Genomic DNA, 21,490 nt, shown 5'->3' on the forward strand with positions numbered 1-21,490 from the left:
CGCGCCGCCCGTTCCCGAGGAGCCGTCCGGCCCCGCCGCGGACACGCCCGTGACGCTCGACCTGCCCGGCCTGCTCGCCGACCACCTGCGGGCCGTCGGCGACGACACCATCCGCCAGGCGCTCATCCGGGGGCGGATCATCCGCCGCGGCAAGGGCTACTCCATCCGTCTCACCGTGCCGCTCGAACTCCACCACGCCGCGCGGTCAGATCCCCCAGCCCTTCCAGGACGAGGTCGACGGACTCCGCCTCGTCCTGCGACAAAGCGTCGGGGGTCGCCGTCGATGTCACCTGCCGAGAGTTGGAACCGGCCGCGATGACAGGCGTGCTTCGACGAATCAAGCCGAGGCGTGACCACTTCGACCACATTCACCGCCACCACCGACGGAGCGGACTTGCGTTCGAACGCTTTTCGATGACCGCCGCTGATCGAACTCAGGGCATGAAGATCGCCGCACGGCGGTCGCCCGTTCCGAACGTAGCGCAGCACCACGCGCGATCCGTCGACGCACCGATCGTGTCGAGCGGTACCGCCCGGTCCGGGAGGCTCTTGCATGAGGACGCTCGGTGCGAGCCGGGCGTTGGACGGCGGCGGGCGCGGGTTGGGCGGGCCGCCGTCCAACGCGAGTAGGGGGTTAGGCGGCGCTGTAGCCGCCGTCCAGGGGGATGACGATGCCGGTGGTGAAGGCGGCGAGGGGGTCGGCGAGGGTGACGATCCAGAAGGCGATCTCTTCGGCGGTGCCTGCTCTGGCGAGCGGGAGCTGCTCTCGGAGCTTGTGCATGGCCGCCACCGAGTCCGGGTCGAAGTCGTTGTTCTCCAGGATCGGGGTGTCCACGGGTCCCGGGGCCACGGCCGCGACGCGGATGCCGCGTGGTGCGAGCTCGACCGCCCAGGTGCGCGTGAGGAAGTCGAGGCCGGTCTTCGTCGATCCGTACAGCGACATGTACGGCCAGCCGCGCTGGCCGACCGCGGCGCTGACGTTGACCACCGTGCCGGAGGACGCTTCCAGGTGGGGAAGCGCCGCCTGCGTCAGGAGCAGCGGTGCCCTCAGGTTGACGGCCATGAACCGGTCGAACTCCGTGGCCTCGATCTGCCCGAGCGGCGAGGGGCGGACGATCCCGGCGTTGTTGACGAGGACGTCGAGGCGCCCGAACCGCTCCATCGTGCCGGCCACGACGGCCGCGGGGCCGCCTTCGGCCGCGATGTCCGCCACCAGCGGGACGATGCGCGCCCGACCGGCGGCCGTCTCCCGCAGCGTCTCCAGCGTCCGGCCCACGGCGACGACGTTCGCGCCCCGGTCGGCGAACGCGTGGGCGGTGGCGCGGCCGATCCCGCTGCCTGCGCCGGTGATGACGACGGTTCTGTTCGTGGATTCCATTTCGTTCCTTTCGGTCGGTGGACAGCGTCGTCCGCATACGTGGGGGCGGCGCTGCGGTCAGGCCGTCGCGGATTCCTCGTCCCTGGCGGGGCCCGGGAGGAAGAAGGCGACCACGGCGCCGAGCAGGCACAGGCCTATGGCCACCCAGAACGCGGCGCCGAAGGCGTCGACGAGCGGGCCGGTGAGGTGCGGGGACGTCGCGGCCGAGGCCGTGGCACCCGACGCGCCGAGGCGCGTCCGCAACTGCTGTTGCAGGACGATCGCCAGCAGCGCCGTGCCGACCGAGCCGCCCAGCTGGATCGAGGCGATGAGCGCGCTGCTGGCCCGGCCCGTCTCCTCAGGCGTGATGCTGCCGAAGCCGGTGGACAGCGCCGGTGCGAGCGTGGTGCCCAGGCCGATGCCCCGGACAAGCAGGCACACCACCAGCAGAGCGGTGTCGTCGCGCGGGTCGAGCATCGTGTAGCCGACAGTGGCGACCGCGGACAGCAGCATGCCGCCGAGGACGACCGTCCGGGGGCCGAAGCGTGCCACGAGCCTGCCGACCAGCGGCAGGATCAGCACCGTGCCGACACCCTGTGGGGCCAGCAGGAGCCCCGAGGTCCAGTCGCCGAACCCGCCGGCCTGCTGGAAGAACAGCGGCAGCAGGAACATCGCGCCGTACACCGAGCCGCCGAACAGGAAGGCGCCCAGCGCCGCCGCCGCGAACCGGCCCCGGCGGAAGAGCCGCACGTCGATGAGCGGCACCCCGCTCGTGCGCAGCGCATGCCAGACGTAGAGGGCCGTCAGCACCGCGCCCGCGGCGAACGAGACGACGGCGACCGTGCCGTCGCCGCCACCCGACAACTGGGACAGGCCGAGCAGGAGCCCGGCGAGCGCGGCCGGCAGCAGCGCGACGCCGGTCAGGTCCAGGCGGGAGGACGGCCGTTGCGAGCGGGGCGGGTCGGCGGGCATGACGCGCTGCGCCAGGACCATGCACAGCAGGCCCAGGGGCACGTTGAACCAGAACAGCCAGCGCCAGTCGAGGTTGTCGAGCAGGACGCCGCCGACCATCGGGCCGAAGACCGGGGCCAGGGTGATCGGGATCTGGATGAGGCTCAGCACGGTCGTCGCCCGCTTCGGGCCCGCGGCCCGCGCCAGGACCGTGAGCATGATCGGCTCGAACATGGCCGCGCCGATCCCCTGGACGACCCGGGAGCCGATCAGCAGGCCCGGGGTGGTGGCGACCGCCGCCAGGACGCAGCCGAGGAGGTAGACCACCAGGGCGATCTGCCAGAGCGTCCGCTCCCCGAACCGGTCCATCGCCCAGCCGGCGACCGGGATGGCGACGGCGAGCGCCAGGAGGTAGGCGGTGCCGACCCACTGGACGGTGGACAGCGGCACGGAGAAGACGCTGGCGAGCGTCCCCATGCCGACCGACACGATCGTCGTGCTCAGCAGCGCCAGGACCGCTCCCAGCGCCAGCGTCGATCCGAGGGCGAACAGGCCCGGTCCCGGCGGGGTCCCTGGGGAGGGCGAGTCGGTGCGCGCGGAGCCGTCTCCCTGCGCGACCTTCGCCGCGGTGTCTTCCATCGCTTCCTTCCGTCCGTGGGTTCGCGCCGCGCGGCGGACTGTGCCGCGCGGGTCCGAAAGGAGAACACCGCCGGGGACAGACGGGTTGCGACCGGCCCCCCGGGTCACGGGGTCCTTCGCTCACCAGTGGACGGGCCGGGACCGGCTTCTCAGGCCGCGATGGGACGGCAGCTCTTGCAGGGGCGGTACCCCGCCGTGCGCGCCGCGTCCGCTGACACGAACGGCACGCGATGCGGCGGCGTGATCCGGCGCGCGTGCGCGCAGGTCGGATGGCAGTAGACACGCGTGGTGTCGCTGCCGAGGAAGACCAGGCCCGACCGTGGCAGCCAGGTCATCTCCTCGGTGATGCCCTCGGCCGTCCTCAACCGCGCGCCGGTCTCCGGACCGCAGGCCAGGTCGCACGCGCCGCCCTCGTCGTGGGTGACGCGATGGCACGGGATCAGCAGGGGCGCCGGGTTGAGCGCGAGGGCGGTCCGCACGGCGTCGGTGTCCGGGAGCGAAGCCTCCCTGACCACCCACGTCAGCGGTCGCAACTGGCCGCGCGGGATGCCGCGCACCGCGTCGAGGATCGCGCGCTCGACCGGGGTGAACTCGCGCCAGTCGATCGGCAGTCGCGCGGTGCGACCGGTGCGCAGGGCGGACGTCAGCCCGGGGAGCGCCCGGTTCGTGGGGATCGCCGTGCGTCCGGTGCGGGCGTGGTGCCGTTCCTCGAACATCCGCGGGCCGGACAGCGTCGATCCCGGCGCGGCGCCCGTCACCCCTTCCGGGCTCCAGGCGACGAACAGGCCGCCGGCGGGGGCCTCGAGCCACAGGTAGGTGTCGTAGCGGTCGGAGGGCACGCCCACCCGCCGCAGGACCCGCGCCGCGAAATCCTCCGGCGCCCGCGCGGCCAGTCCGGCCAGTTCCTCTTCCACCCGGGTCCGGCCTCCGAGCGTGTCGTCCTCGTGACTCACGTGCTCACCTCCCCCGCCGAAGCGTTGTCCGTCTCCAGTACGCCGCGAAGCGCGGCGATGCCCCGCGACGCCTGCGCCTTGACCGTCCCGACCGGGCAGTTCTGCACCTCGGCCACCTCCGCGTAACTCATGCCGATCACATGGCGGAGCACCACCGCCGCGCGCGTGCGCTCGGGTAACCGTCCCAGCGCCGCGACGAGCATGTCGCGGTCCGAGGCGTTGGCGGCCCGCTCATGCGGTCCCGGCCCGTCGTCGGCGTGGTCGCAGGAGCGCTCCGGGTCCGTGAGGACGACCGGATGGCGGACGGCCGACCGCACGTGGTTGCGCCAGACGTTCGCGGCGATCGTCAGGAGCCACGCGCGCGTCCGCAGCTCCAGCCGACGCTGCGTGGAGTACCCCTGAAGCGCCGTGTAGGCGCGCAGGAACGTCTCCTGGCCCAGGTCGTCCGCCTCGACCGCCGATCCCGTCACCCGCTGGAGGAACACGTGGACGTCCGTGGCGTGGACCCGGACGAGTTCGGTGAACCCGTCGTCGAGGTCCTTCGCCAGGCGTTCGCGGAGTCGCGCGGCCGTCGCGTCCATCACCAAGAAGAACACCGCCCGGCCGGATTCGGCTGCGTCACCACCGGCAGGAGGTCCTCGTCTGCGGCCCTGCGACAGCAGGCGGTCGCGGCGGTCATGGGGTGGGGTGGGTGTCGGTGAGGCCGGTTACTCGCATGGTGATGTTCAGGCGGCCTGAGGTGAGGCCGGTGGCGGGGTCGGCGGTGCCTTCCAGGATTCTGGGGACGCCGTGGTAGAGGAAGCGGGACGGGCCGCCGAAGACGAACAGGTCGCCGGAGGCCAGTTCGATGTCGGTGTAGGGGCGGTTGCGGGTCTCGGTGTTGCCGACGCGGAAGACGCAGGTGTCGCCGATGGACAGGGAGACGACCGGGGCGGACGACTTCTCGTCCTTGTCCTGGTGCATGCCGAGCTTGGCCTGGCCGTCGTAGTGGTTGATCAGCGCGGTGTCCGGGGCGTAGGCGGCCGCGGCGGCCTCGTCGCCGTAGGCGTCCAGCACGGCGCGGCGGCCGAGGCGGACCATCCAGTCGGGGAACGCGGCGACGCGTTGTCCGTTCACGTCCCCGGCGGTGCGGGTGTAGCGGTAGGGCTGCCAGTGCCAGCCGATGCACACGGTCCGGACGGACATCACGCCGCCGTTCGGCAGCCGGGTGTGGCGGATGGGCACGGGGCCGACGGCCCAGGCGCGGCAGGCGGCCACGAGTTCGCGCTGCTGGTCGAGTGTGAGCCAGCCCGGCACGTGCACCGCGCCCGGAGGCAGCGGTGCGGTGGGCAGTGGGAGGAGCGCGTTCATCGCGGCACTCCGGCGTCGATCTCCCAGGTGCCGCCGTTGGCCGTGGCGCCGCGCAGGCCGTCCAGGGTTCCCGGTCCGGCGAGTGCGGGGAGGCGTGGGTCCTGGAGGGAGGCGAACGCGAAGGTGCGGGACGGGTCCCAGTCGGTGGAGTGGTGCAGGCGGCGGGCGAGTTGCGCGAAGCCGAGCGGGGACGCGGCGATCACCCACGCGTCGGGCCGTGGCGTGGTCAGCCGTGTGGCGGGACGCAGCCAGGAGGCGGCCTGCTCCGGCCAGCTGACGACGGTGAGCACCCGGCAGCCCCGGGCCGTCCAGGCGTCGGCGACGGCGTGGGCGGCCTCGCGTGAGGGCTCGTCCCGGCTGTGTCCGATGGCGAGGATCTCGAACCGCGTCAGGAGGGAGAGGAGGGCGGCGAGTTCGGCGTCGGTGTGCGGTGCGGGCGGGGACAGGTCGGGGTGGACGGCCCTGAGCAGGGGTGATCCTCTCCGGCGGACGGGGGTGGTCATGGTGTGACGTCGTTTCCTCGGGTCGCTTTCCAGCGGGTGTAGCGGGCGGGCAGGCAGACGGCGCAGGGACGGTATCCGGCGGCGATCGCGGTGGCCTCGTCGGCGAAGAACACCCGGTGCTTCGCATAATGGCCGCGGGCGAGGGCGCGGAGCGCGGACGGGCAGTCGAGCCGTCCGTAGAGACGGGTGCGGCGGTGCCCGCCCAGCATTCCGGGGGCCGGGCTGCGGTAGGGCCGGGCGTCCGGGCCGAGCAGGAGGTAGGTGCGCCCCGTGGTCGGCGTCCCGGTCATGCCGCGTCGTGGAAGACGAGTCCGAGCGTGCGCCGCCGTCCGGTGCGGACGGTGCTCACCCCGTGCCGCATCGGCCCGTTCGACCAGCCCCGCTTCGAGGCCACCGGACGGTCCCGCGTGGTGAAGATCAGCCCGTGGCCCTGGGGAAGGGTGGTGGACGATCCCCTCGACTGCGCGCGGGGACGCTGCTCGGTCATGATGAACTCGCCGCCGGTGAAGTCCGTGCCGGGGACGTCGAGGCCGACGACGACCTGCAGCGGGAAGAGCATCTCGCCGAACACGTCGCGGTGCAGCGCGTTCCAGTCGCCGGGGCCGTAGCGCAGCAGGATCTGCGCGGACCTGGCCTGCCCCGCCTCGTGGCACATCTCGACCCAGGTCGCGAGGTCGTCGGGCCAGGGCGCCGGGCGGCCGAGCTTGGCGGCCCAGTCGCGGGCCACGGGCAGCAGCTTCGGGTAGAACGCCGCGCGCAGCTCGGCGATCACCTCGGGCAGGTCGTGGGTGAAGTAGCGGTACTGGCCGGAGCCGAAGCGGTGCCGGGCCATGTCGACGGTGGTGCGGAAGTGCTCCTCGAGGTCGTACAGGTCCGCGATCGCCCGGCACTCGCCGGGGGTGAGCAGCGGGCCGGTGAGCGCGTTGCCGTACTCGCCGAGTTCGTCGGCCAGGGCCGTCCAGTCCTGGCGTTCGACCTGCTCGGCCGGGCGGCCGGTCGGGGTGAGGGTGTCGTTCATGGCGGGATCCTCGACGCTGTCGTGGTCCCGTCCCGGCTCCGCGGAGGCCGGGACGGGGTTCAGGCGGGCTGGTGGACGGTCTCCAGGTCCAGGAGCTGCTGCTTGCGTTCGGGGCCTCCGGCGTAGCCGCTCAGCGAGCCGTCCGACCGGATGACGCGGTGGCAGGGCCGGACGACCAGGAGGGGGTTGGCGCCGATCGCCGAGGCGACGGCCCGCACCGCCGAGGCCGAGGCCCCGCACCGGACGGCGACCGCGCCGTAGCTGACGGTCGCGCCGAAGGGGATGTCGTCCAGCGCCGCCCACACGCGCCGCTGGAAGTCCGATCCGCCGGTGGTGTACTCGATGTCGAAGCGGGTCAGCTCACCCGCGAAGTAGGCGTCCAGCTGGGCGGCGATGTGGGTGAACGCCTCCGGCTTCCTGATCCATCCGTTCTGGATCACCGCGCCGTTCCGCTGCCCGGGCACCGACAGGGAGGTCAGCGCGGTGCCGTCCACGGCGGTGGGCGACTCCTCCCCCACCAGCAGCAGTTCGCCCAGCGGGCTGTCGATCGTCGTGTAGACCGTCATCGCTCCGTTCCTTTCCGAGACTTCACGTGGTGACCTCCGCCGGAGGGCTCCGCCGGTCGTCACGGTTTCGACTATGCGCTCTTCAGACCTGGGACGCTGGCAGAAATCGGACACGGCGTTCGTGGCCCGGGGCGAGGTCAGCGGGCGTTGTGGAAGATCAGGCCGAGGGTGTTGCGGCGGCCGGTCTCGACCGCGTTCGTGCCGTGGCGCATGGCGTGTCGGCGGAAGCCGTGCGCGCCGCGAACGGGACGGTGCCGCACGGGGAAGATCATTCCCTGGCCGAGCCGCGGCCTCACCACGACGGCCCGGGACTGGGAGCGGGGGCGTGTTCGACGAAGACGTTCTCGCCGCCGGTGAAGTCCTCGCCGGGCTGGTTGAGCATGACGGCGATCTGCAGGGGGAAGACGATGTCGCCGTAGACGTCCTGGTGCAGGCAGGCGTGGTCGCCCGGCCCGTAGCGCAGGATCAGCGGGGTGGGCCGGACCTGCCCGTTGCCGGCGCATTCGGCGGCCAGTTCGGAGAGCGTGCCGGGGAAGGTGCGTTCGCCCAGCTGCGCGGCCCACTGGTTCGCCATCCACGCCAGCGGCGGGTAGAGCCGCTCGCGCAGGGTCCCGATCAGGGGGATGGCGGCGGGGTCGGCGTAGTACTTGTAGGTGCCGCGTCCGAAGTCGTAGCGCTGCATCACCACGGTCGAGCGGAAGAGGCCGGGGTCGTCGAAGGTCGCGGTGACCTCCTCGCACTGCGCGCGGGACAGCAGCGGAGGGGTCAGCGCCACCCCTTGGTCGTTCAGCCGCTCGAACAGCCCGTCCCAGTCCAGCGTGCCGAGCTCCGGCAGCAGGTCGTCGTGCGGGACGCGGGGTGCCGCGCCGCCCGCCGTGGGAAGGCCGAAGAGCGGCTCGGCCGCGGGGACGGGCTGATTCATGGCGGATCCCTCAGGACGGCGGTCAAGGCGGAGGGCGCTGTGGCGGCGGCACGGCACGGCCTGCACAGGGGTCGCCCCCGGCCGATGATCGCTCAAGCGGCGCGCGAACGCTGGCGGTAATCCGACATCGCGGTCCCGGGTCCCCAGATCCCCGAGATGGCCCGGCCAAGGGGGTTGGCGTCGCGGGTCCGCTCGCCTACCATGAGCCCAAACATGAGCACTGCTCATATTTAGTCCGGTCCGGACACCGTCCTGTTCGCTCGCGCCCCCCCGCCCGCCGACCTCCCCGTCTGGATGGAGCCCGCGTGATCTTCCACCTCCCCGAAGCCCGGCTGTGGCTGCTGAGCACGCCGGGCACGTCCTATGCGTTCCGGCTGAACGCCGCCGACGTGCCGCAGCACGTCCACTGGGGGCGACGCCTGACGGTCGGGCAGGCCGCCGCGATCGCCGCCGACCTGCCCGAATCGGGACCGGCGTCGGAGGACCCGTCCGGCGAGACGGTCGGCGAGGAGTACGTCGTGGAGGGCGGGCTCCGGTTCGGCGCGCCGTCGCTGACCGTCCGGTTCGAGGACGGCGTCCGGGGGTTCGACTGGTCGTTCGTCTCCCAGGAGGTCCAGGGCGAGCACCTCACCCTGACCTTCACCGACAAGGTCCGCCTGCTCGACCTCGAACTGCACTACCGGGTCAGGGACGGCCACGACCAGATCGAGCGCTGGGCCGTCCTCGCCGCGGGCGAGCCGGTCCAGGTGCTGCGCCTGGACTCCGCCGCCTGGACGCTGCCCGCGCGCGGCGACTACCGGGTCAGCCACGTCGTCGGCGAGTGGGGCAGGGAGTTCCAGCTCCGCCGCGAACCGGTCCCGGTCGGCGAGACCGTCCTCACCAGCCGCCTCGGCATCACCGGGCCGAACGAGGGCCCCTGGCTGATGGTCGACGCGGGCGACGCCGCCGAGGAGCACGGCGAGGTCTGGAGCACCGCGCTGGCCTGGAGCGGCAGCCGCCGCATCACCCTGCGCCGCGACCAGCTCGACCGGACGTCCTGGACGGGCGGCTTCGGCCACGAGGGCCTGGTCTGGAGGCTCGCGCCCGGCGAGTCCCTGCGGACGCCCGTCTTCAGCGGCCTGTACGCCCCGGACGGCTTCGGCGGCACCAGCCGCCGCTGGCACTCCTACGTCGAGCGCGAGGTCCTCCCCGAGCGCGCCGCCGAACGGCCGTTGATCTACAACTCGTGGGAGGCGACCGAGTTCGACCTCTCCGAGGAGCAGCAGACCGAGCTGGCCGAGCGCGCGGCGGGCCTCGGCGTCGAGGTGTTCGTGGTGGACGACGCCTGGTTCAGCACCCGCACCGGCGACCACTCCGGTCTCGGGGACTGGTGGCCCAGCCCCGAGCGGTTCCCCAAGGGCCTGCGGCCGTTCGCCGACCGGGTCCGCGCGCTCGGCATGGGCTTCGGGCTCTGGGTCGAACCCGAGGCGGTCAACCCCGACAGCGACCTGTACCGCGCCCACCCGGACTGGATCCTTCACCAGGACGGACGTCCGCGCACCGAGATCCGCAACCAGTGCGTGCTCGACTTCGCCCTCCGGGACGTGCGCGAGTGGGCCGTGGAATGGCTGGTCCGCACGGTCACCGAACTGGACGTCGCCTTCCTCAAGTGGGACATGAACCGGCCGTTCACCGAGGCCGGGCAGCCCGGATCCGCCGACCCCGACCGGGTCTGGATCGAGCACACCCGCGGCGTGTACGAGGTGATCGACCAACTGCGCGCCGCCCGCCCGGACCTGTACGTGGAAGCCTGCGCGGGAGGCGGCGGACGGGCCGACCTCGGCATCCTCAGCCGCGCCGACCAGGTGTGGACCTCCGACAACACCGACGCCGCCGAGCGGGTCGCGATCCAGCACGGCTTCTCGCAGCTCCTGCCGGCCCGGACGATGGGCGCCTGGGTCACCGACAACCCCAACGCCATGACGGCCCGGCCGATCCCGCTGCGCTACCGCTTCCACGTCTCGATGACGGGCGCGATGGGCCTCGGCGGCGACCTGCGGGCCTGGAGCGAGGACGATCTGGCCTGGTCCCGGATGCTGGTCGAGCAGTACAAGCGGATCCGCCCGGTCGTGCACGGCGGCGCCCTGTACCGGCTCGGCGACAACGCCGTGCAGTACCTCACCGACGACGAGGTCGTCGTGTTCCAGTTCCGGCCGTCCGGGCTCGTCCGCTCCACCGCCCGCACCCGCCTGGCGGCCCTGGCCCCGCAGGCCCGGTACCGGAACGAGGCCACCGGGACCGTCCACGACGGCGCCGTCCTGATGACCCACGGCCTCCCGCCGCTGCCCGCCTTCGACTGGACGAGCGAACTCGTCCACCTCACGCGAGTGTCCCGGTGACCGTCGCTCCCCCGCACTCCGACGCGCTCGAGGAGCCGACCCGCGACGTCGGCCGCCGCTGGGTGGCCATGTTCGTCCTGGCCAACTTCGGGATCAACATCCCGATGCAGGCGCCGTCGACGTTCCTGATGCCGCAGCAGATCGCCGAGATCGACTCGGCCGGGAAGGTCGGCGCGTACGCCTGGGTCAGCGCGATGGGCGCCGTCTCCGGCATCGTCCTGGCGCCGCTGGCCGGCGCGCTCTGCGACCGGACCACCGGCCGGTTCGGCCGCCGCCGTCCCTGGATGGTCGGGGGCGCGTTCCTCTGTGTCGGCGCGCTGCTGTTCAGCGGCGCGCAGACCACGGTCGCCGGGGTCGCGTTCGGCTCGTTCCTGCTGTCGGCGAGCATGATGGTGATGGGCGCGGGCCTGAACGCGGTCGTGCCCGACCAGGTCCCCGCCCCGCAGCGCGGCGTCGTGCTGGGCTGGGCGACGGTCCCCATGGCGAGCGCGCTGATCCTCGGCGGGGCGCTGATCGGACTGGCCGGCGGTTTCAGGGCCGGATACCTGGTGGTGGCCGCGTTCCCGCTCGCCGTCGTGGTCTTCGGGTTCTGGCTCAGGGACACGCCGCTGCCCCGGACCGGCCGCGAGCCGTTCTCCCTGCGGGTCTTCCTGCGGGGCTACCGCGTCAGCCCGAAGGACCACCCCGACTTCGTCTGGGCGCTGGCGTCCCGCTTCGTCATGGCGCTCGGCTACGCGCTCGGCACCCTCTACCTGCCCTACTTCCTGGACGACGTCCTGCACTACGAACGGCTGTTCCCCGGTCAGTCGACCGAGGACGGGCTGCTCATCGTGATCGGCGTCAACTCGGTCTCGACCGTCGCCATGGTCGTCCTCAGCGGATGGCTGTCGGACAGGCTCGGCAGGCGTCGCCTGCCGGTGTTCCTCGGCGGGGCGACGATGGCCGTCGCGGCGATCCCGCTGGCCCTGTCCCCGACCTGGACGATGACGCTGGTGGCGGCCGTCGTCCTCGGCCTGGGCTACGGGGTGTACCTGTCGGTCGACACCGCGCTGGTCACCGAGGTGCTCCCCGCGTCGGAGAACCGGAGCAAGGACATGGCGCTGGGCAACCTGATGGGCTCGCTGCCCTACGTCGTGGCACCCCCGATCGCCTCGTTCGTGATCGGCGATGTGGGGGGCTACCCGGCGCTGTTCCTCACCTCGGCCGCGATGTCGGTGGGCGGCGCCGCGCTGGTGTGGAAGGTCAGGAGCGTCCGTTGACCAGGCCCGCTGAGCGCGGCGGGTCGTCAGCCTGCCCGCAGGGACCGGACGCGGTCGTTGAGATAGCTGGTGAGGACGCGTTTGCACTCGGCGATCAGCTGGGGGTCGCCCTGCAGGTCGGCACGGAAGGCCAGGTTCAGCACGCCGTCGGCGCATTCGAGCGCGACCCGGAGCGCGATCTCCAGTTCGGCGTCGTCCCGGACGCCGAACAGGGCCGTGGCCAGCTCCCGGAGCCGTCCGGCGACGGCGGTGTTGTTGTCCAGGGCCGGATCGAGGACGTGGTCCTGGCCCGCGGCGCCGAAGTCGACCACGCCGAAGCCGGTGATCGTCCGGCGCATGGTGACGAACTCGTCGACGGCCGCGTCCACGGCGTCCGGGATGTCCCCGGGCCGCTCGCGCTCCAGGCGGGCCGCGACCCGCGCGACGAAGAGCTCCAGGTTGCGGGCGGCCAGCGCGCCGATCAGCCCCTCCTTGTCGGAGAAGAACTGGTACAGGGTGCCGATGGGCACCTCGGCCCGGCGGGCGACCTCCTTGGTGGTCAGCGCGACCAGGCCGGCCTCCTCCAGCACTTCGGCGCAGGCGTCCAGCAGCCGCTCGAAGCGCTCGACGCTGCGTTTCTGGACGGGCCGGCGGCGCTGGGCCCCTGCGGTGCGCTCCTGGTTCACGCTTCTCATCATTCCATCGATCCACACAGCATGAGTAAGGCTCATGTTTTGGGAGGTCAGGCATGCCCCTGAACCATCTGCCCGCGGACTTCGTCTGGGGCGCCTCGACGGCGTCGTACCAGATCGAGGGCGCCACCAAGGAGGACGGCCGCGGCCCGTCGGTGTGGGACACCTTCACCGCCCGCCCCGGCGTGATCCGCGACGGGCACACCGGCGACGTCGCCTGCGACCATTACCACCGGTACGAGGAGGACCTCGCGCTGATGGCCGAGGCCGGGCTCACCGGCTACCGCTTCTCCATCGCCTGGCCCCGCGTCCAGGCGACCGGCAAGGGCGAGGTCAACCCCAAGGGCCTGGACTTCTACGACCGCCTGGTGGACGGCCTGCTCGCACGCGGCGTCGAGCCCTTCCCCACCCTGTTCCACTGGGACCTCCCCCAGGGCCTGGAGGACGACGGCGGCTGGCTGAACCGCGACACCGCGCACCGCTTCGCCGAGTACGCCGCGCTCATGGCCGCCCGGCTGGGCGACCGCGTCAAGCACTGGATCACGCTCAACGAGCCGTTCATCCACATGGTCTGGGGCTACGGCCTCGGCACCCACGCCCCGGGCCGCGCCCTGATGACCGACTGCCTGCCGGTCGCCCACCACCAGCTGCTGGGCCACGGGCTCGCGCTGCGGGAGCTGCGCGAACACGGCCTCCAGGTGATGATCGCCAACAACTGCACCCCGGTCTGGCCCGCCTCGCAGTCCCCCGCCGACCTAGCCGCCGCCGAGGCCTACGACAACCTGCACAACCGCCTGTTCACCGACCCCCTCTTCACCGGCGCCTACCCTGACCTCTCCGCCTACGGCGTCGACGCCACCCTCGGCGGCTCCGTCCGGGACGGCGACCTCGACCTGATCTCAGCGCCCCTGGACGCCCTCGGCGTCAACTACTACAACCCGACCCGCATCCAGGCCCCCACCGCCGAGGGCCTCCCCTTCGAAGAGGCCCCCATCGAGGGGTACCGGCGCACCGCCTTCGACTGGCCCGTCGTCCCCGACGGCCTTCGCGAGCTGCTCGTCCTACTGAAGGACCGCTACCCCGCGCTGCCCCCGGTCTACATCACCGAGAACGGCTGCTCGGTGAACGACGTCGTCACCGAGGACGGCACCGTCCCCGACCACGACCGCATCGACTACCTGGACACCCACCTGCGGGCCGTCGACGCCGCCGTGGCCCAGGGCGTGGACGTGCGCGGCTACTTCACCTGGACGCTGATGGACAACTTCGAATGGGCCGAGGGCTTCCACCAGCGCTTCGGCCTCGTCCACGTCGACCACGACACCCAGGTCCGCACGCCGAAGGACTCCTTCGCCTGGTACCGCGACCTCATCAAGGCCCACCGGGCCAAGGCGCAACGCACCTGAGGCCCGGGTCAGGTCCTCCGGAGCGTGATCGGGAACGCGGTGACACCGCGTACGAACGCGTTCCGGAGGATGCGCGGCCCCTCGGAGTCGGCCCACTCGGCCGCTCCCACCCGTGCGACGAACTCCTCGAAGAAGATCCGCAGCTCGAGCCGGGCCAGGGACGCGCCGAGGCAGAAGTGCGGGCCGAGCCCGAACGCGATGTGGTCGCCGGGCGCGCGCGTCACGTCCAGCACGTCCGGACGGTCGAACACCTCCTCGTCCCGGTTCGCCGACCCGTACATGAGCAGCACCTGCTCCCCCGCCGGGACGGTCACCCCCGCGATCTCGGCGTCCCGGTCGGCCGTCCGGCACATGTTGAGGAGCGGCGTCGTCCACCGGATGAACTCCCCGACCGCGCCCGGGATCAGGCCGGGATCGTCGCGCAGCAGCCGCCACTGGTCCGGGTGCCGGATCAGCGCGTCGATGGCCGTGGCGATGACCGTCCGGGTCGTCTCCGCGCCTCCGACGAGCAACAGCAGCGCCTCGTGCGCGAGGTGCTCGTCGTCATAGCGCGGCTCGCCGTCCGCGTTCGCCCAGATCGTGAGCAGGTCCGAGGTCGGGCGTTCGCGCCGGTCCCCGGCCATCTCCAGGACGGCCGTGGCGAACTCCCCGACGGCCACCGCCGCCTCGTGCGTGACGTACCGGCGTCCGCCGCCCGCGTACACGGCGGTCGCCGACCAGTGCGCGAGCTTCGGCCACGCCTCCTCCGGGAACCCCAGGAGCCATCCGATCACGCGCGCGGGGAGCGGCGCGGCCAGCGTCTCCACGGCGTCCGCCGTGCCCTGGTCGAGCGCGTTCTCGACGCAGTCCACGGCCGTCGCCCGGATCCGCTCCGCGTACCGCGTCACGCCGCGCGGCGTGAACCGGTCGTAGACCATCCGGCGGCGGTGCGCGTGCTCCGGGTCGTCCTGCCCGATCATGGACGGGTCGGACGGCAGCTGCGGCCGGTACCCGCCCGAGCTCCGCCACAGCTTCGGGTTCCGCTCGATGGCGAAGATGTCGGCGTGCCGGGACACGCCCCACAGCCCGTTCGCCTCGTCGTGGAAGACCGGGGCCTCGGCGCGCAGCCACCGGTAGACCGACCAGGGGTCGGTCGCGTACATCTCGCCGTCGAGCAGGTCGATCGGTGGGGCGACCCGGTTCACGACCGGCCCCCTCGTACGAGCCGTCCGGGCAGCTCCCCGGTGTGCTCACCGTCAGCGAAGGTCTGGACGCCGCGCACGAACGTGGCGAGGTAGCCGTCGGCGCGCTGGACGAAGCGCCTGCCCCCGGCGGGCAGGTCGTGCCGCATCTCCGGACGCCGCAACGCGACGTTCTCCAGGTCGACGAGGTTGAGGTCGGCGCGCATGCCGGGCGCGATGACGCCCCGGTCGGACAGTCCGTACAGCCGGGCGGTGTCACGGGTCATCATCTTCACGACATGCTCGACGGGCAGCTTCGCGCCGCGTTCGCGGTCCCGTGCCCAGTGGCCGAGCATCGTCGTGGGCAGGGACGCGTCGCAGATGAATCCGCAGTGCGCGCCTCCGTCGCCCAGGCCGAGCACCGCACGCGGATGCGTGAGCATCTCGCGCTGCGCGTCCAGGTTGTAGTTGGAGTAGTTGAGCAGCGGCATCAGCAGGACGTTGCGTCCGCCGTCCGCCAGCAGCTCGTCGTACAGCAGCTCCATCGGGTCGCGCCCGGACGCCGCCGCCCGCGCCGCCACCGACGTGTCGGGATGCGGCTCGTAGTCGGGGTTGCGTTCGGCCAGAGGGAACAACCGCTCGGGGAAGCCCCGGACCATCGCCGCCAGGACGTCCTCGGGGTCGGGCCGCTCGGCGAGGATCCGGGCCTTGACCTCGGGATCCCTCATCCGCGCGACGCGCTCGGCGCGCGGCAGCAGCGCCATCTCGACGTAGGTCGGATGGTCGCCGAACGCGTGCAGCGAGTCCAGGCTGATCAGCATCCCGAACGGACGTGACGCCACCTGCGGGAACAGGGGCGCGCCCGCGTCGGACGCCGACAGCTCCAGCAGCTCGCGCCACAGGTCGGGCACCGCGTCGATCTGGAGCAGCGCGAACGACACGGGCCGTCCGATCGCCTTCGCCAGCCGCAGCATCCAGGCGATCTCCTGCGCGGGCGCGTTCACGTCCTCGCCCGCCGCGCCCGCCGGGGCCAGCTCGTACACGCCGCGTCCCAGCTCGCGCAGCGCCTCGCCGATGCCGAACAGCTCGTCCTCGGCGGCGAACGTGCCCGGCACGTACTCGCCGTCGATCGCCTTGTGGGTCAGCGTCCGCGAGGTCGAGAAGCCGAGCGCGCCCGCCGCGAGCCCCTCCTTGACGATCGCCTTCATCGCGGCGATGTCGTCGGCGTCCGCGGGCTCGTTGCGCGCCCCGCGCTCGCCCATCACGTACGCGCGGACGGCCCCGTGCGGCACCTGCGTGCCGAGGTCCATCGTGAACGCGCGGCGGTCGAGCGCGTCGAGGAATCCGGGGAAGGACTCCCACTCCCAGGCGATGCCCTCGGCGAGCGCGCTGCCCGGGATGTCCTCCACGCCCTCCATCAGGCCGATCAGCCAGGCGTGCCGATCCGTCCGTGCGGGCGCGAACCCGACGCCGCAGTTGCCCATCACGGCCGTCGTCACGCCGTGCGGCGAGGACGGCGCGAGCACCGGATCCCAGGTCGCCTGCCCGTCGTAGTGCGTGTGGACGTCCACGAACCCGGGCGTCAGCGCCGCGCCGTCCGCGTCGACCGTCCGCCGGGCCGGGCCGACGTCGCGGCCGACCTCGGTGATCGTTCCGTTCCGGACCGCGACGTCCGCCGTCCGGGGCTCGGCGCCCGTCCCGTCGACGACGAGCGCGTCCCTGATGACCAGGTCGTTCATGGGGTCTCCCCTCGCAGCGCCTCGGCGCCGAAGACGGGCTCGAGGATCGTGCTGTAGTCGGGACCGCGCCGCAGATGGTGACCGCCGTCCACGTCGATGACCTGGCCGGTGATCCAGGACGACTCGGGCCCGGCCAGGAACCGCGCGGCCTCGGCGACGTCCTCCGGCTCGCCGACCCGGGAGATCGGCATGCAGGCGAGGTAGTCGTCCAGGACCGGTCCCTGGTCGGCGATGCCCGCGACCAGTTCGGTGCGGACGATCCCGGGCCGGATGCCGTTGACCCTGATGCGCACGCCGCCCAACTCGTCCGCCGCGAGCTGGACGAGGTGGTCGACGGCCGCCTTGGACGGCCCGTACGCCCCGAACCACCGGTGCGTGGTGGACGCCGCGATGGACGAGATCGCGACGAACGCGCCGCCGCCGCTGCGCGCCATGCTGCGGGCGGCGTGCTTGAGCGCCAGCATCGTCCCGGTCGCGTTGAGCTCGAACGTCTGCCGCCAGGCGTCCACGTCGAGACCCTGGATCGGGCCGATCGACGTCGAGCCGCCCGCGCTGTGCACCACGGCCCTCAGCGGCGCGCGCTCACCGGCCTTCTCGACCGCGTGCGCGATCTCGTCCTCGTCGGTGACATCCGCGACGACGTAGGCGAGCCCGGTCTCCTTCAGCTTCGCCTCGGTGCGTCCGCACACCGTGACGAGCGCGCCGTCCGCGGCCAGCCGCCGCGCGCAGGCCAGCCCGATCCCGCTGCCGCCCCCGGTGACCAGCGCGGACGTTCCCTCCAACGAACCCACCACGGCCTCCCGATATGAGACTGTGATCTAAACTAACGTCTCAAGCAAGCAGTTGCTAGGTCCGTTCCGCCCAGCGGAACGGAGCCGGGTGGGCGACGGGGACGATGACCCGGCGGGTGGGCCGCCGCCGGTCACCCGCACGGTTCGCATCACGTGATCAGTTGCCGATCGAGGCCCAGAAGGTGCACTGGTGTTCCTGGGCGAGATCCGCTGACCCGATTGCGCTCGGCGCCAGCGATTGGACGTATTCGCCTCCCTGGAATGGCGACCATTTCGGCACATCGTGACCATTCGGGTTTCCCGTATGTGCGAACTGGCTCCAATAACGCATCATCTGGTTCGAGAGCCTGCGTTGCGCGCTTGTTGCCGGGCCGGGAAGCTGCGCGTCGTCGAAGAGGTACTGAAGTTCGCCACCATGAAATGCGCCGGTGGGAAAATTCGGCTTCGGCAGGGTGGTGAACCATGGGGCGTTCTCATCGCTGAATTCATAAGCGTAGACGGGTACGTGTGCGGACAGTGCGCGGTTTCGATCAAGAACGGGGCAGGCCCATGCCCAGTCCGTCACGACGGCGGACAGCGCCTCACCAGCGGAGTGAAAACGATCGCTGGGGTATCGAGCCAGGATCCGCGCGGCGTCGGTCGCCCCGAAGAGTGTGTGGATTTCATCCTGGTAGCCGGCATCGGTCGTCTGCTTGCCCGTCGCGGCCTCGATGGCGGCGGTGAAGAGGCGGTGTTCATCGCGCGTGGTTCCTTCGATGAGCGGCACGCGATTGAAACGGCCTGTGGCGAATGCCTTTTGCGGGCTGAGGGGAAGCACGCAGCCACCCGTTGTAGGCCCGGATCCGAGGCCGTCGTCGGACCACCTGGCGAGTTCCTCCACTGGTTTGGCGCGCAGGCAGGCCGCGGCTGTACGGACATTGGGACAGCCGAGCTCGGAGGCGACGTCGAGTCCGTGCCGCTCACGCTCGGTGCGCGGTAGCGGGAACCAGGTCGGTGGACCCGGAGACCATTTTTCCCCGGTGCATTCCGCGCTCTGTATGATCGCCTTCTGGAAGAGCTCTGCCGAGCCTGGGGCCGCCGGATGGGAGCAGACGCTCGTACCTCCGGCTGACTCGCCAAAAATGGTGACATTTGCCCGATCGCCACCGAATGCCGAGGCGTTACGCTGAACCCATCGCAGCGCAGCCTGCTGGTCCTCGAGCCCGAAGTTGCCCGAAAGATGCCGGGCCGCACCGTGATCGAGGGCGGGATGTGCAAGGAATCCGAAGATGCCCAGGCGGTAATTGGGCGACACCACGATCACGTCGCCCGCGCTCGCCAGGCGCTGTGCGTCATAGAGGCTGCCGGCTCCGTTGATGAAGCCGTTGCCGTGGATCCACACCATCACCGGTAGTTTGCGAGCACTGCTGTGGCGGGGCGTTGTGACGTTGAGGTAGAGGCAGTCCTCAGTGTCACTGGCCTTGTCGATCAATCCCTCCGCTTGCGCGCACCGGTTGCCGGGCCTGGTCGCGTCCCTGATTCCCGACCATGATGCGGCACGCCGGGGGGAGGCCCAGCGCAGCGGCCCGGTCGGTGGGGCCGCGTACGGGATTCCCTGGAACAGCCGCGTGCTCGCGGTGAGCGCGCCACGTACGACGCCGGCATCGGTTGAGATCACCGTGGACTGATCGTGGCTTGTCCCGGCCTGGTTCGTGGACGTGGCACCGGCCGCTCCGGCGCATGCCGAGGCGCCGAAGAGCACCGCCGTGGCGAGGAGTGTCCGCAGGTGACCTGGCATGGTGGGCTGCGAGCGGTCGCGTCCTGTCGTTGAGCCCTGCATGAGCTGTCTCAAGTGTTCACACCCCGACCCTCTTCGTGTAAGGTATACACGAATAAAAGTGTAAGGGACTCACAAAGTCAAGCGTTCGGCGAGATTCGTAAGGGCGATCCACTGATGTCGACTGGCGTTGATCCGCAGGAGCTGCCACCGGGGTTGGCCCTCGCCTGGGGCCTGCCCACCAAGACGAGCAAGCTCGGGCGGCCGCCGTCTCAAACCGTCGAGCAGGTCGTCGAGGCGGCCATCGACCTGGCCGACACGGAAGGCTTCGCGGCGCTGTCGATGCCGAAGCTCGCCAAGAAACTCGGGCTCACGGCCAACGCGATCTACCGATATGTCAGATCCAGGGATGAGCTGCTGGTGCTGGTCGCCGAGACCGGGTGGGGCCCCGCACCGGATCTGGTGTCGGGCGCCGACCGCTGGCGAACCGCGGCGACAACCTGGACCCAGGCGGTGATCGACCGGTGCGATGTCCATCCCTGGCTGGTGGACCTGCCCGTCCGGGGTGCGCCGATGACGCCGAACCTGCTGCGCTGGACCGAGGTCATTCTGGAATCCTTCACCGGCGCCGGGCTCAGCCCCAAGGAGGCGATTCAGTGCGCGTTGCTGCTCGATATATATGCGCGCCGGATCGCCGCCATGCGCCGCGACCTCAAGCGGAGCGGCGCGGACTCCATGAAATCGACCGCCGTGCAGGATTTCCTGCTGCCCTTGCTGCACGAGCACGGATATCCCATTGTGGCGGCCCTGATGGTGGGAAATGATTATTCAGACGATATCGACGACACTGATGTGACTTTCGGTCTAACCCGGATTCTGGATGGCATCGACGGCCTCCTGCCGGGGAACAGAGGTCACCACACCGCCGACCCTGCCAGCTGATTTCACGAACGCCTCTCGCCATGAGACTGTGATCTAAACTAACGTCTCAAGCAAGCAGTTGCTAGGTAACCGTTCCGCCCAGCGGAACGACACCGGACGGGAGGGCCATGGAACGCCTCAGCGGACGCGTCGCCGTCGTCACCGGAGCGGGCAGCGGCATCGGCCGCGCCCTGGCCGAACGCTTCGCCGCCGAAGGCATGGGCGTCGCGATCGCCGACATCGAGGAGGAACCACTGGAGGACGTCCGGCGCGACCTCGCCGGACGCGGCGCCCCAGTCGTCGCCCAAGTCCTGGACGTCGGCGACGAGCGGGCCGTGCACACCTTCGCCGACCGCGTCTTCGACCACTTCGGAGCCGTCCACCTGCTGTGCAACAACGCCGGGGTCTTCAGTGGCGGCCAGATCTGGTCACGCCCCGCCCGCGACTTCGCCTGGACGCTCCAGGTCAACCTCTGGGGCGTGCTGCACGGAATCCAGGCGTTCGTCCCACGCATGATCGAAGGCGGCGACGAGGGCCACGTCGTGAACACCGCGTCCGTCGCGGGCCTGTTCGCCTCACCGTTCTCCGGCCCGTACTCGATCTCGAAGTTCGCCGCCTACGCCGCGACCGAATGCCTGGCCCACGAACTCGTCATCACCGGCTCGAAACTGCGCGCCTCAGCCCTGTGCCCCGGCGGCGTCGCCACCCGCATCCACCAGTCAGACCGCAACCGCCCCGCGACCACACCCACCGCACCGTCCGACGACCAGGCCTTCGTCGACCAGGTCATCGCCGACACCGTCGCAGGCGGCATCCCACCAGAGCAGGTCGCCGACCAGGTCGTGGACGCCGTCCGAACCCAGCGCTTCCTCATCCTCACCCACGACACCTACCGCCCAGGCCTCACCGCCCGCGCCACCGCCCTCACAGCCGACGCCCTCCCCGACCTCCCCACCTACGAACCCCACAACTAGGACCTCGGTTCGTTCTCGCCGAATCCCGGTAGTGATCGCTGTTTCATGGGCCATCGAGGAACGACGGGTATAAGATCGATCTTCGCGGAAGGCCGGTGTTTCGCAGCAAGGCGTCCCCGGCCAGGTTCTCTGCGGAAGCATTGGCATGCGCACTCCCCCAAACGGGAACCTGCTAT

The 21,490-nt window shown here is 71.4% G+C and carries 19 protein-coding genes and 1 pseudogene; 5 read left to right on the forward strand and 15 right to left on the reverse strand.

From position 1 onward, the window contains the following. Window positions 1-634: 634 nt before the first annotated feature. The 10 genes and pseudogenes from P696_RS0125135 to P696_RS59400 all read right to left on the reverse strand — a co-directional run bounded on the left by P696_RS0125135 (window position 635) and on the right by P696_RS59400 (window position 8,487). The gene (locus tag P696_RS0125135) at window positions 635-1,378 is read right to left on the reverse strand and encodes an SDR family NAD(P)-dependent oxidoreductase (RefSeq protein WP_026414491.1); all 744 of its coding nucleotides are present in this window, start codon (window positions 1,376-1,378) and stop codon (window positions 635-637) included. A gap of 57 nt (window positions 1,379-1,435) precedes the next feature. Then, window positions 1,436-2,947, reverse strand: a complete 1,512-nt coding sequence (locus P696_RS47970) for a DHA2 family efflux MFS transporter permease subunit (protein WP_051468149.1) — start codon at window positions 2,945-2,947, stop codon at window positions 1,436-1,438. 149 nt (window positions 2,948-3,096) lie between these two features. Then, window positions 3,097-3,900, reverse strand: a complete 804-nt coding sequence (locus P696_RS0125145; protein WP_211245848.1) for an Ada metal-binding domain-containing protein — start codon at window positions 3,898-3,900, stop codon at window positions 3,097-3,099. Beyond that, the gene (locus P696_RS0125150) at window positions 3,897-4,481 is read right to left on the reverse strand and encodes an RNA polymerase sigma factor (RefSeq protein ID WP_026414493.1); all 585 of its coding nucleotides are present in this window, start codon (window positions 4,479-4,481) and stop codon (window positions 3,897-3,899) included. Before P696_RS0125150 ends, P696_RS0125145 begins: the two co-directional genes overlap by 4 nt. A gap of 94 nt (window positions 4,482-4,575) precedes the next feature. Next, a complete protein-coding gene (locus tag P696_RS0125155; protein WP_026414494.1) occupies window positions 4,576-5,250 on the reverse strand; it encodes an alpha-ketoglutarate-dependent dioxygenase AlkB family protein in 675 nt (224 codons plus the stop codon). Beyond that, window positions 5,247-5,753: a hypothetical protein gene (locus tag P696_RS0125160; protein WP_026414495.1), complete on the reverse strand. Its 507-nt coding sequence runs from the start codon at window positions 5,751-5,753 to the stop codon at window positions 5,247-5,249. The genes P696_RS0125155 and P696_RS0125160 overlap by 4 nt, the downstream gene beginning before the upstream one ends. After that, window positions 5,750-6,043 carry an Ada metal-binding domain-containing protein gene (locus tag P696_RS0125165; RefSeq protein ID WP_026414496.1) on the reverse strand — a complete coding sequence of 98 codons (294 nt, stop codon included), beginning with the start codon at window positions 6,041-6,043 and terminating at the stop codon, window positions 5,750-5,752. Before P696_RS0125165 ends, P696_RS0125160 begins: the two co-directional genes overlap by 4 nt. Next, window positions 6,040-6,771, reverse strand: a complete 732-nt coding sequence (locus P696_RS0125170; RefSeq protein ID WP_026414497.1) for a 2OG-Fe(II) oxygenase — start codon at window positions 6,769-6,771, stop codon at window positions 6,040-6,042. Before P696_RS0125170 ends, P696_RS0125165 begins: the two co-directional genes overlap by 4 nt. Window positions 6,772-6,830: 59 nt before the next feature. Further along, a complete protein-coding gene (locus tag P696_RS0125175) occupies window positions 6,831-7,337 on the reverse strand; it encodes a methylated-DNA--[protein]-cysteine S-methyltransferase (protein WP_026414498.1) in 507 nt (168 codons plus the stop codon). 137 nt (window positions 7,338-7,474) lie between these two features. After that, a pseudogene (locus P696_RS59400) lies at window positions 7,475-8,487 on the reverse strand (2OG-Fe(II) oxygenase). A gap of 77 nt (window positions 8,488-8,564) precedes the next feature. Between P696_RS59400 and P696_RS0125190 the strand changes: the two are divergent. After that, entirely contained in the window at window positions 8,565-10,637 is a 2,073-nt protein-coding gene (locus tag P696_RS0125190) for an alpha-galactosidase (RefSeq protein WP_026414499.1), read from the forward strand. After that, a complete protein-coding gene (locus P696_RS0125195; RefSeq protein WP_026414500.1) occupies window positions 10,634-11,896 on the forward strand; it encodes an MFS transporter in 1,263 nt (420 codons plus the stop codon). The genes P696_RS0125190 and P696_RS0125195 overlap by 4 nt, the downstream gene beginning before the upstream one ends. A 26-nt stretch (window positions 11,897-11,922) precedes the next feature. Here P696_RS0125195 and P696_RS0125200 read toward each other — a convergent pair whose 3' ends face one another. After that, window positions 11,923-12,561 carry a TetR/AcrR family transcriptional regulator gene (locus P696_RS0125200; RefSeq protein WP_026414501.1) on the reverse strand — a complete coding sequence of 213 codons (639 nt, stop codon included), beginning with the start codon at window positions 12,559-12,561 and terminating at the stop codon, window positions 11,923-11,925. Between the two features lie 62 nt (window positions 12,562-12,623). Here P696_RS0125200 and P696_RS0125205 point away from each other — a divergent pair, with 62 nt between their 5' ends. After that, window positions 12,624-13,973, forward strand: a complete 1,350-nt coding sequence (locus P696_RS0125205; RefSeq protein WP_026414502.1) for a GH1 family beta-glucosidase — start codon at window positions 12,624-12,626, stop codon at window positions 13,971-13,973. Between the two features lie 8 nt (window positions 13,974-13,981). Here P696_RS0125205 and P696_RS0125210 read toward each other — a convergent pair whose 3' ends face one another. From P696_RS0125210 to P696_RS54860, 4 genes are all read right to left on the reverse strand, one after another. Continuing rightward, complete coding sequence (locus P696_RS0125210; RefSeq protein ID WP_026414503.1) at window positions 13,982-15,157, reverse strand: cytochrome P450; 1,176 nt, start codon at window positions 15,155-15,157, stop codon at window positions 13,982-13,984. After that, window positions 15,154-16,872 (reverse strand): N-acyl-D-amino-acid deacylase family protein, encoded by a 1,719-nt coding sequence (locus P696_RS0125215; RefSeq protein WP_026414504.1) that lies wholly within the window; start codon window positions 16,870-16,872, stop codon window positions 15,154-15,156. Before P696_RS0125215 ends, P696_RS0125210 begins: the two co-directional genes overlap by 4 nt. Beyond that, the gene (locus tag P696_RS0125220) at window positions 16,869-17,663 is read right to left on the reverse strand and encodes an SDR family oxidoreductase (RefSeq protein ID WP_245627807.1); all 795 of its coding nucleotides are present in this window, start codon (window positions 17,661-17,663) and stop codon (window positions 16,869-16,871) included. Before P696_RS0125220 ends, P696_RS0125215 begins: the two co-directional genes overlap by 4 nt. A 157-nt stretch (window positions 17,664-17,820) precedes the next feature. Further along, on the reverse strand, window positions 17,821-19,482 hold the full coding sequence (locus P696_RS54860; protein WP_342669041.1) for a carboxylesterase/lipase family protein: 1,662 nt from the start codon (window positions 19,480-19,482) through the stop codon (window positions 17,821-17,823). Window positions 19,483-19,596: 114 nt separating this feature from the next. Between P696_RS54860 and P696_RS0125225 the strand changes: the two genes are divergently transcribed. Both P696_RS0125225 and P696_RS47980 read left to right on the forward strand, forming a co-directional pair. Further along, window positions 19,597-20,361 carry a TetR/AcrR family transcriptional regulator gene (locus P696_RS0125225; protein ID WP_026414506.1) on the forward strand — a complete coding sequence of 255 codons (765 nt, stop codon included), beginning with the start codon at window positions 19,597-19,599 and terminating at the stop codon, window positions 20,359-20,361. Window positions 20,362-20,468: 107 nt separating this feature from the next. Then, window positions 20,469-21,314, forward strand: a complete 846-nt coding sequence (locus P696_RS47980; RefSeq protein ID WP_051468151.1) for an SDR family NAD(P)-dependent oxidoreductase — start codon at window positions 20,469-20,471, stop codon at window positions 21,312-21,314. The last annotated feature ends 176 nt before the right edge of the window (window positions 21,315-21,490 follow it).

The sequence above is a fragment of the Actinomadura oligospora ATCC 43269 genome (assembly GCF_000518265.1).
GTDB lineage: Bacteria > Actinomycetota > Actinomycetes > Streptosporangiales > Streptosporangiaceae > Spirillospora > Spirillospora oligospora.

Coding starts and splice junctions, on each gene's coding strand:
- P696_RS0125135 (WP_026414491.1), bottom strand. CDS start 1,378: ATGGAATCCACGAACAGAACCGTCGTCATCACCGGCGCAGGCAGCGGG.
- P696_RS47970 (WP_051468149.1), bottom strand. CDS start 2,947: ATGGAAGACACCGCGGCGAAGGTCGCGCAGGGAGACGGCTCCGCGCGC.
- P696_RS0125150 (WP_026414493.1), bottom strand. CDS start 4,481: ATGGACGCGACGGCCGCGCGACTCCGCGAACGCCTGGCGAAGGACCTC.
- P696_RS0125155 (WP_026414494.1), bottom strand. CDS start 5,250: ATGAACGCGCTCCTCCCACTGCCCACCGCACCGCTGCCTCCGGGCGCG.
- P696_RS0125160 (WP_026414495.1), bottom strand. CDS start 5,753: ATGACCACCCCCGTCCGCCGGAGAGGATCACCCCTGCTCAGGGCCGTC.
- P696_RS0125165 (WP_026414496.1), bottom strand. CDS start 6,043: ATGACCGGGACGCCGACCACGGGGCGCACCTACCTCCTGCTCGGCCCG.
- P696_RS0125170 (WP_026414497.1), bottom strand. CDS start 6,771: ATGAACGACACCCTCACCCCGACCGGCCGCCCGGCCGAGCAGGTCGAA.
- P696_RS0125175 (WP_026414498.1), bottom strand. CDS start 7,337: ATGACGGTCTACACGACGATCGACAGCCCGCTGGGCGAACTGCTGCTG.
- P696_RS0125205 (WP_026414502.1), top strand. CDS start 12,624: ATGCCCCTGAACCATCTGCCCGCGGACTTCGTCTGGGGCGCCTCGACG.
- P696_RS0125215 (WP_026414504.1), bottom strand. CDS start 16,872: ATGAACGACCTGGTCATCAGGGACGCGCTCGTCGTCGACGGGACGGGC.
- P696_RS54860 (WP_342669041.1), bottom strand. CDS start 19,482: ATGCAGGGCTCAACGACAGGACGCGACCGCTCGCAGCCCACCATGCCA.
- P696_RS0125225 (WP_026414506.1), top strand. CDS start 19,597: ATGTCGACTGGCGTTGATCCGCAGGAGCTGCCACCGGGGTTGGCCCTC.
- P696_RS47980 (WP_051468151.1), top strand. CDS start 20,469: ATGGAACGCCTCAGCGGACGCGTCGCCGTCGTCACCGGAGCGGGCAGC.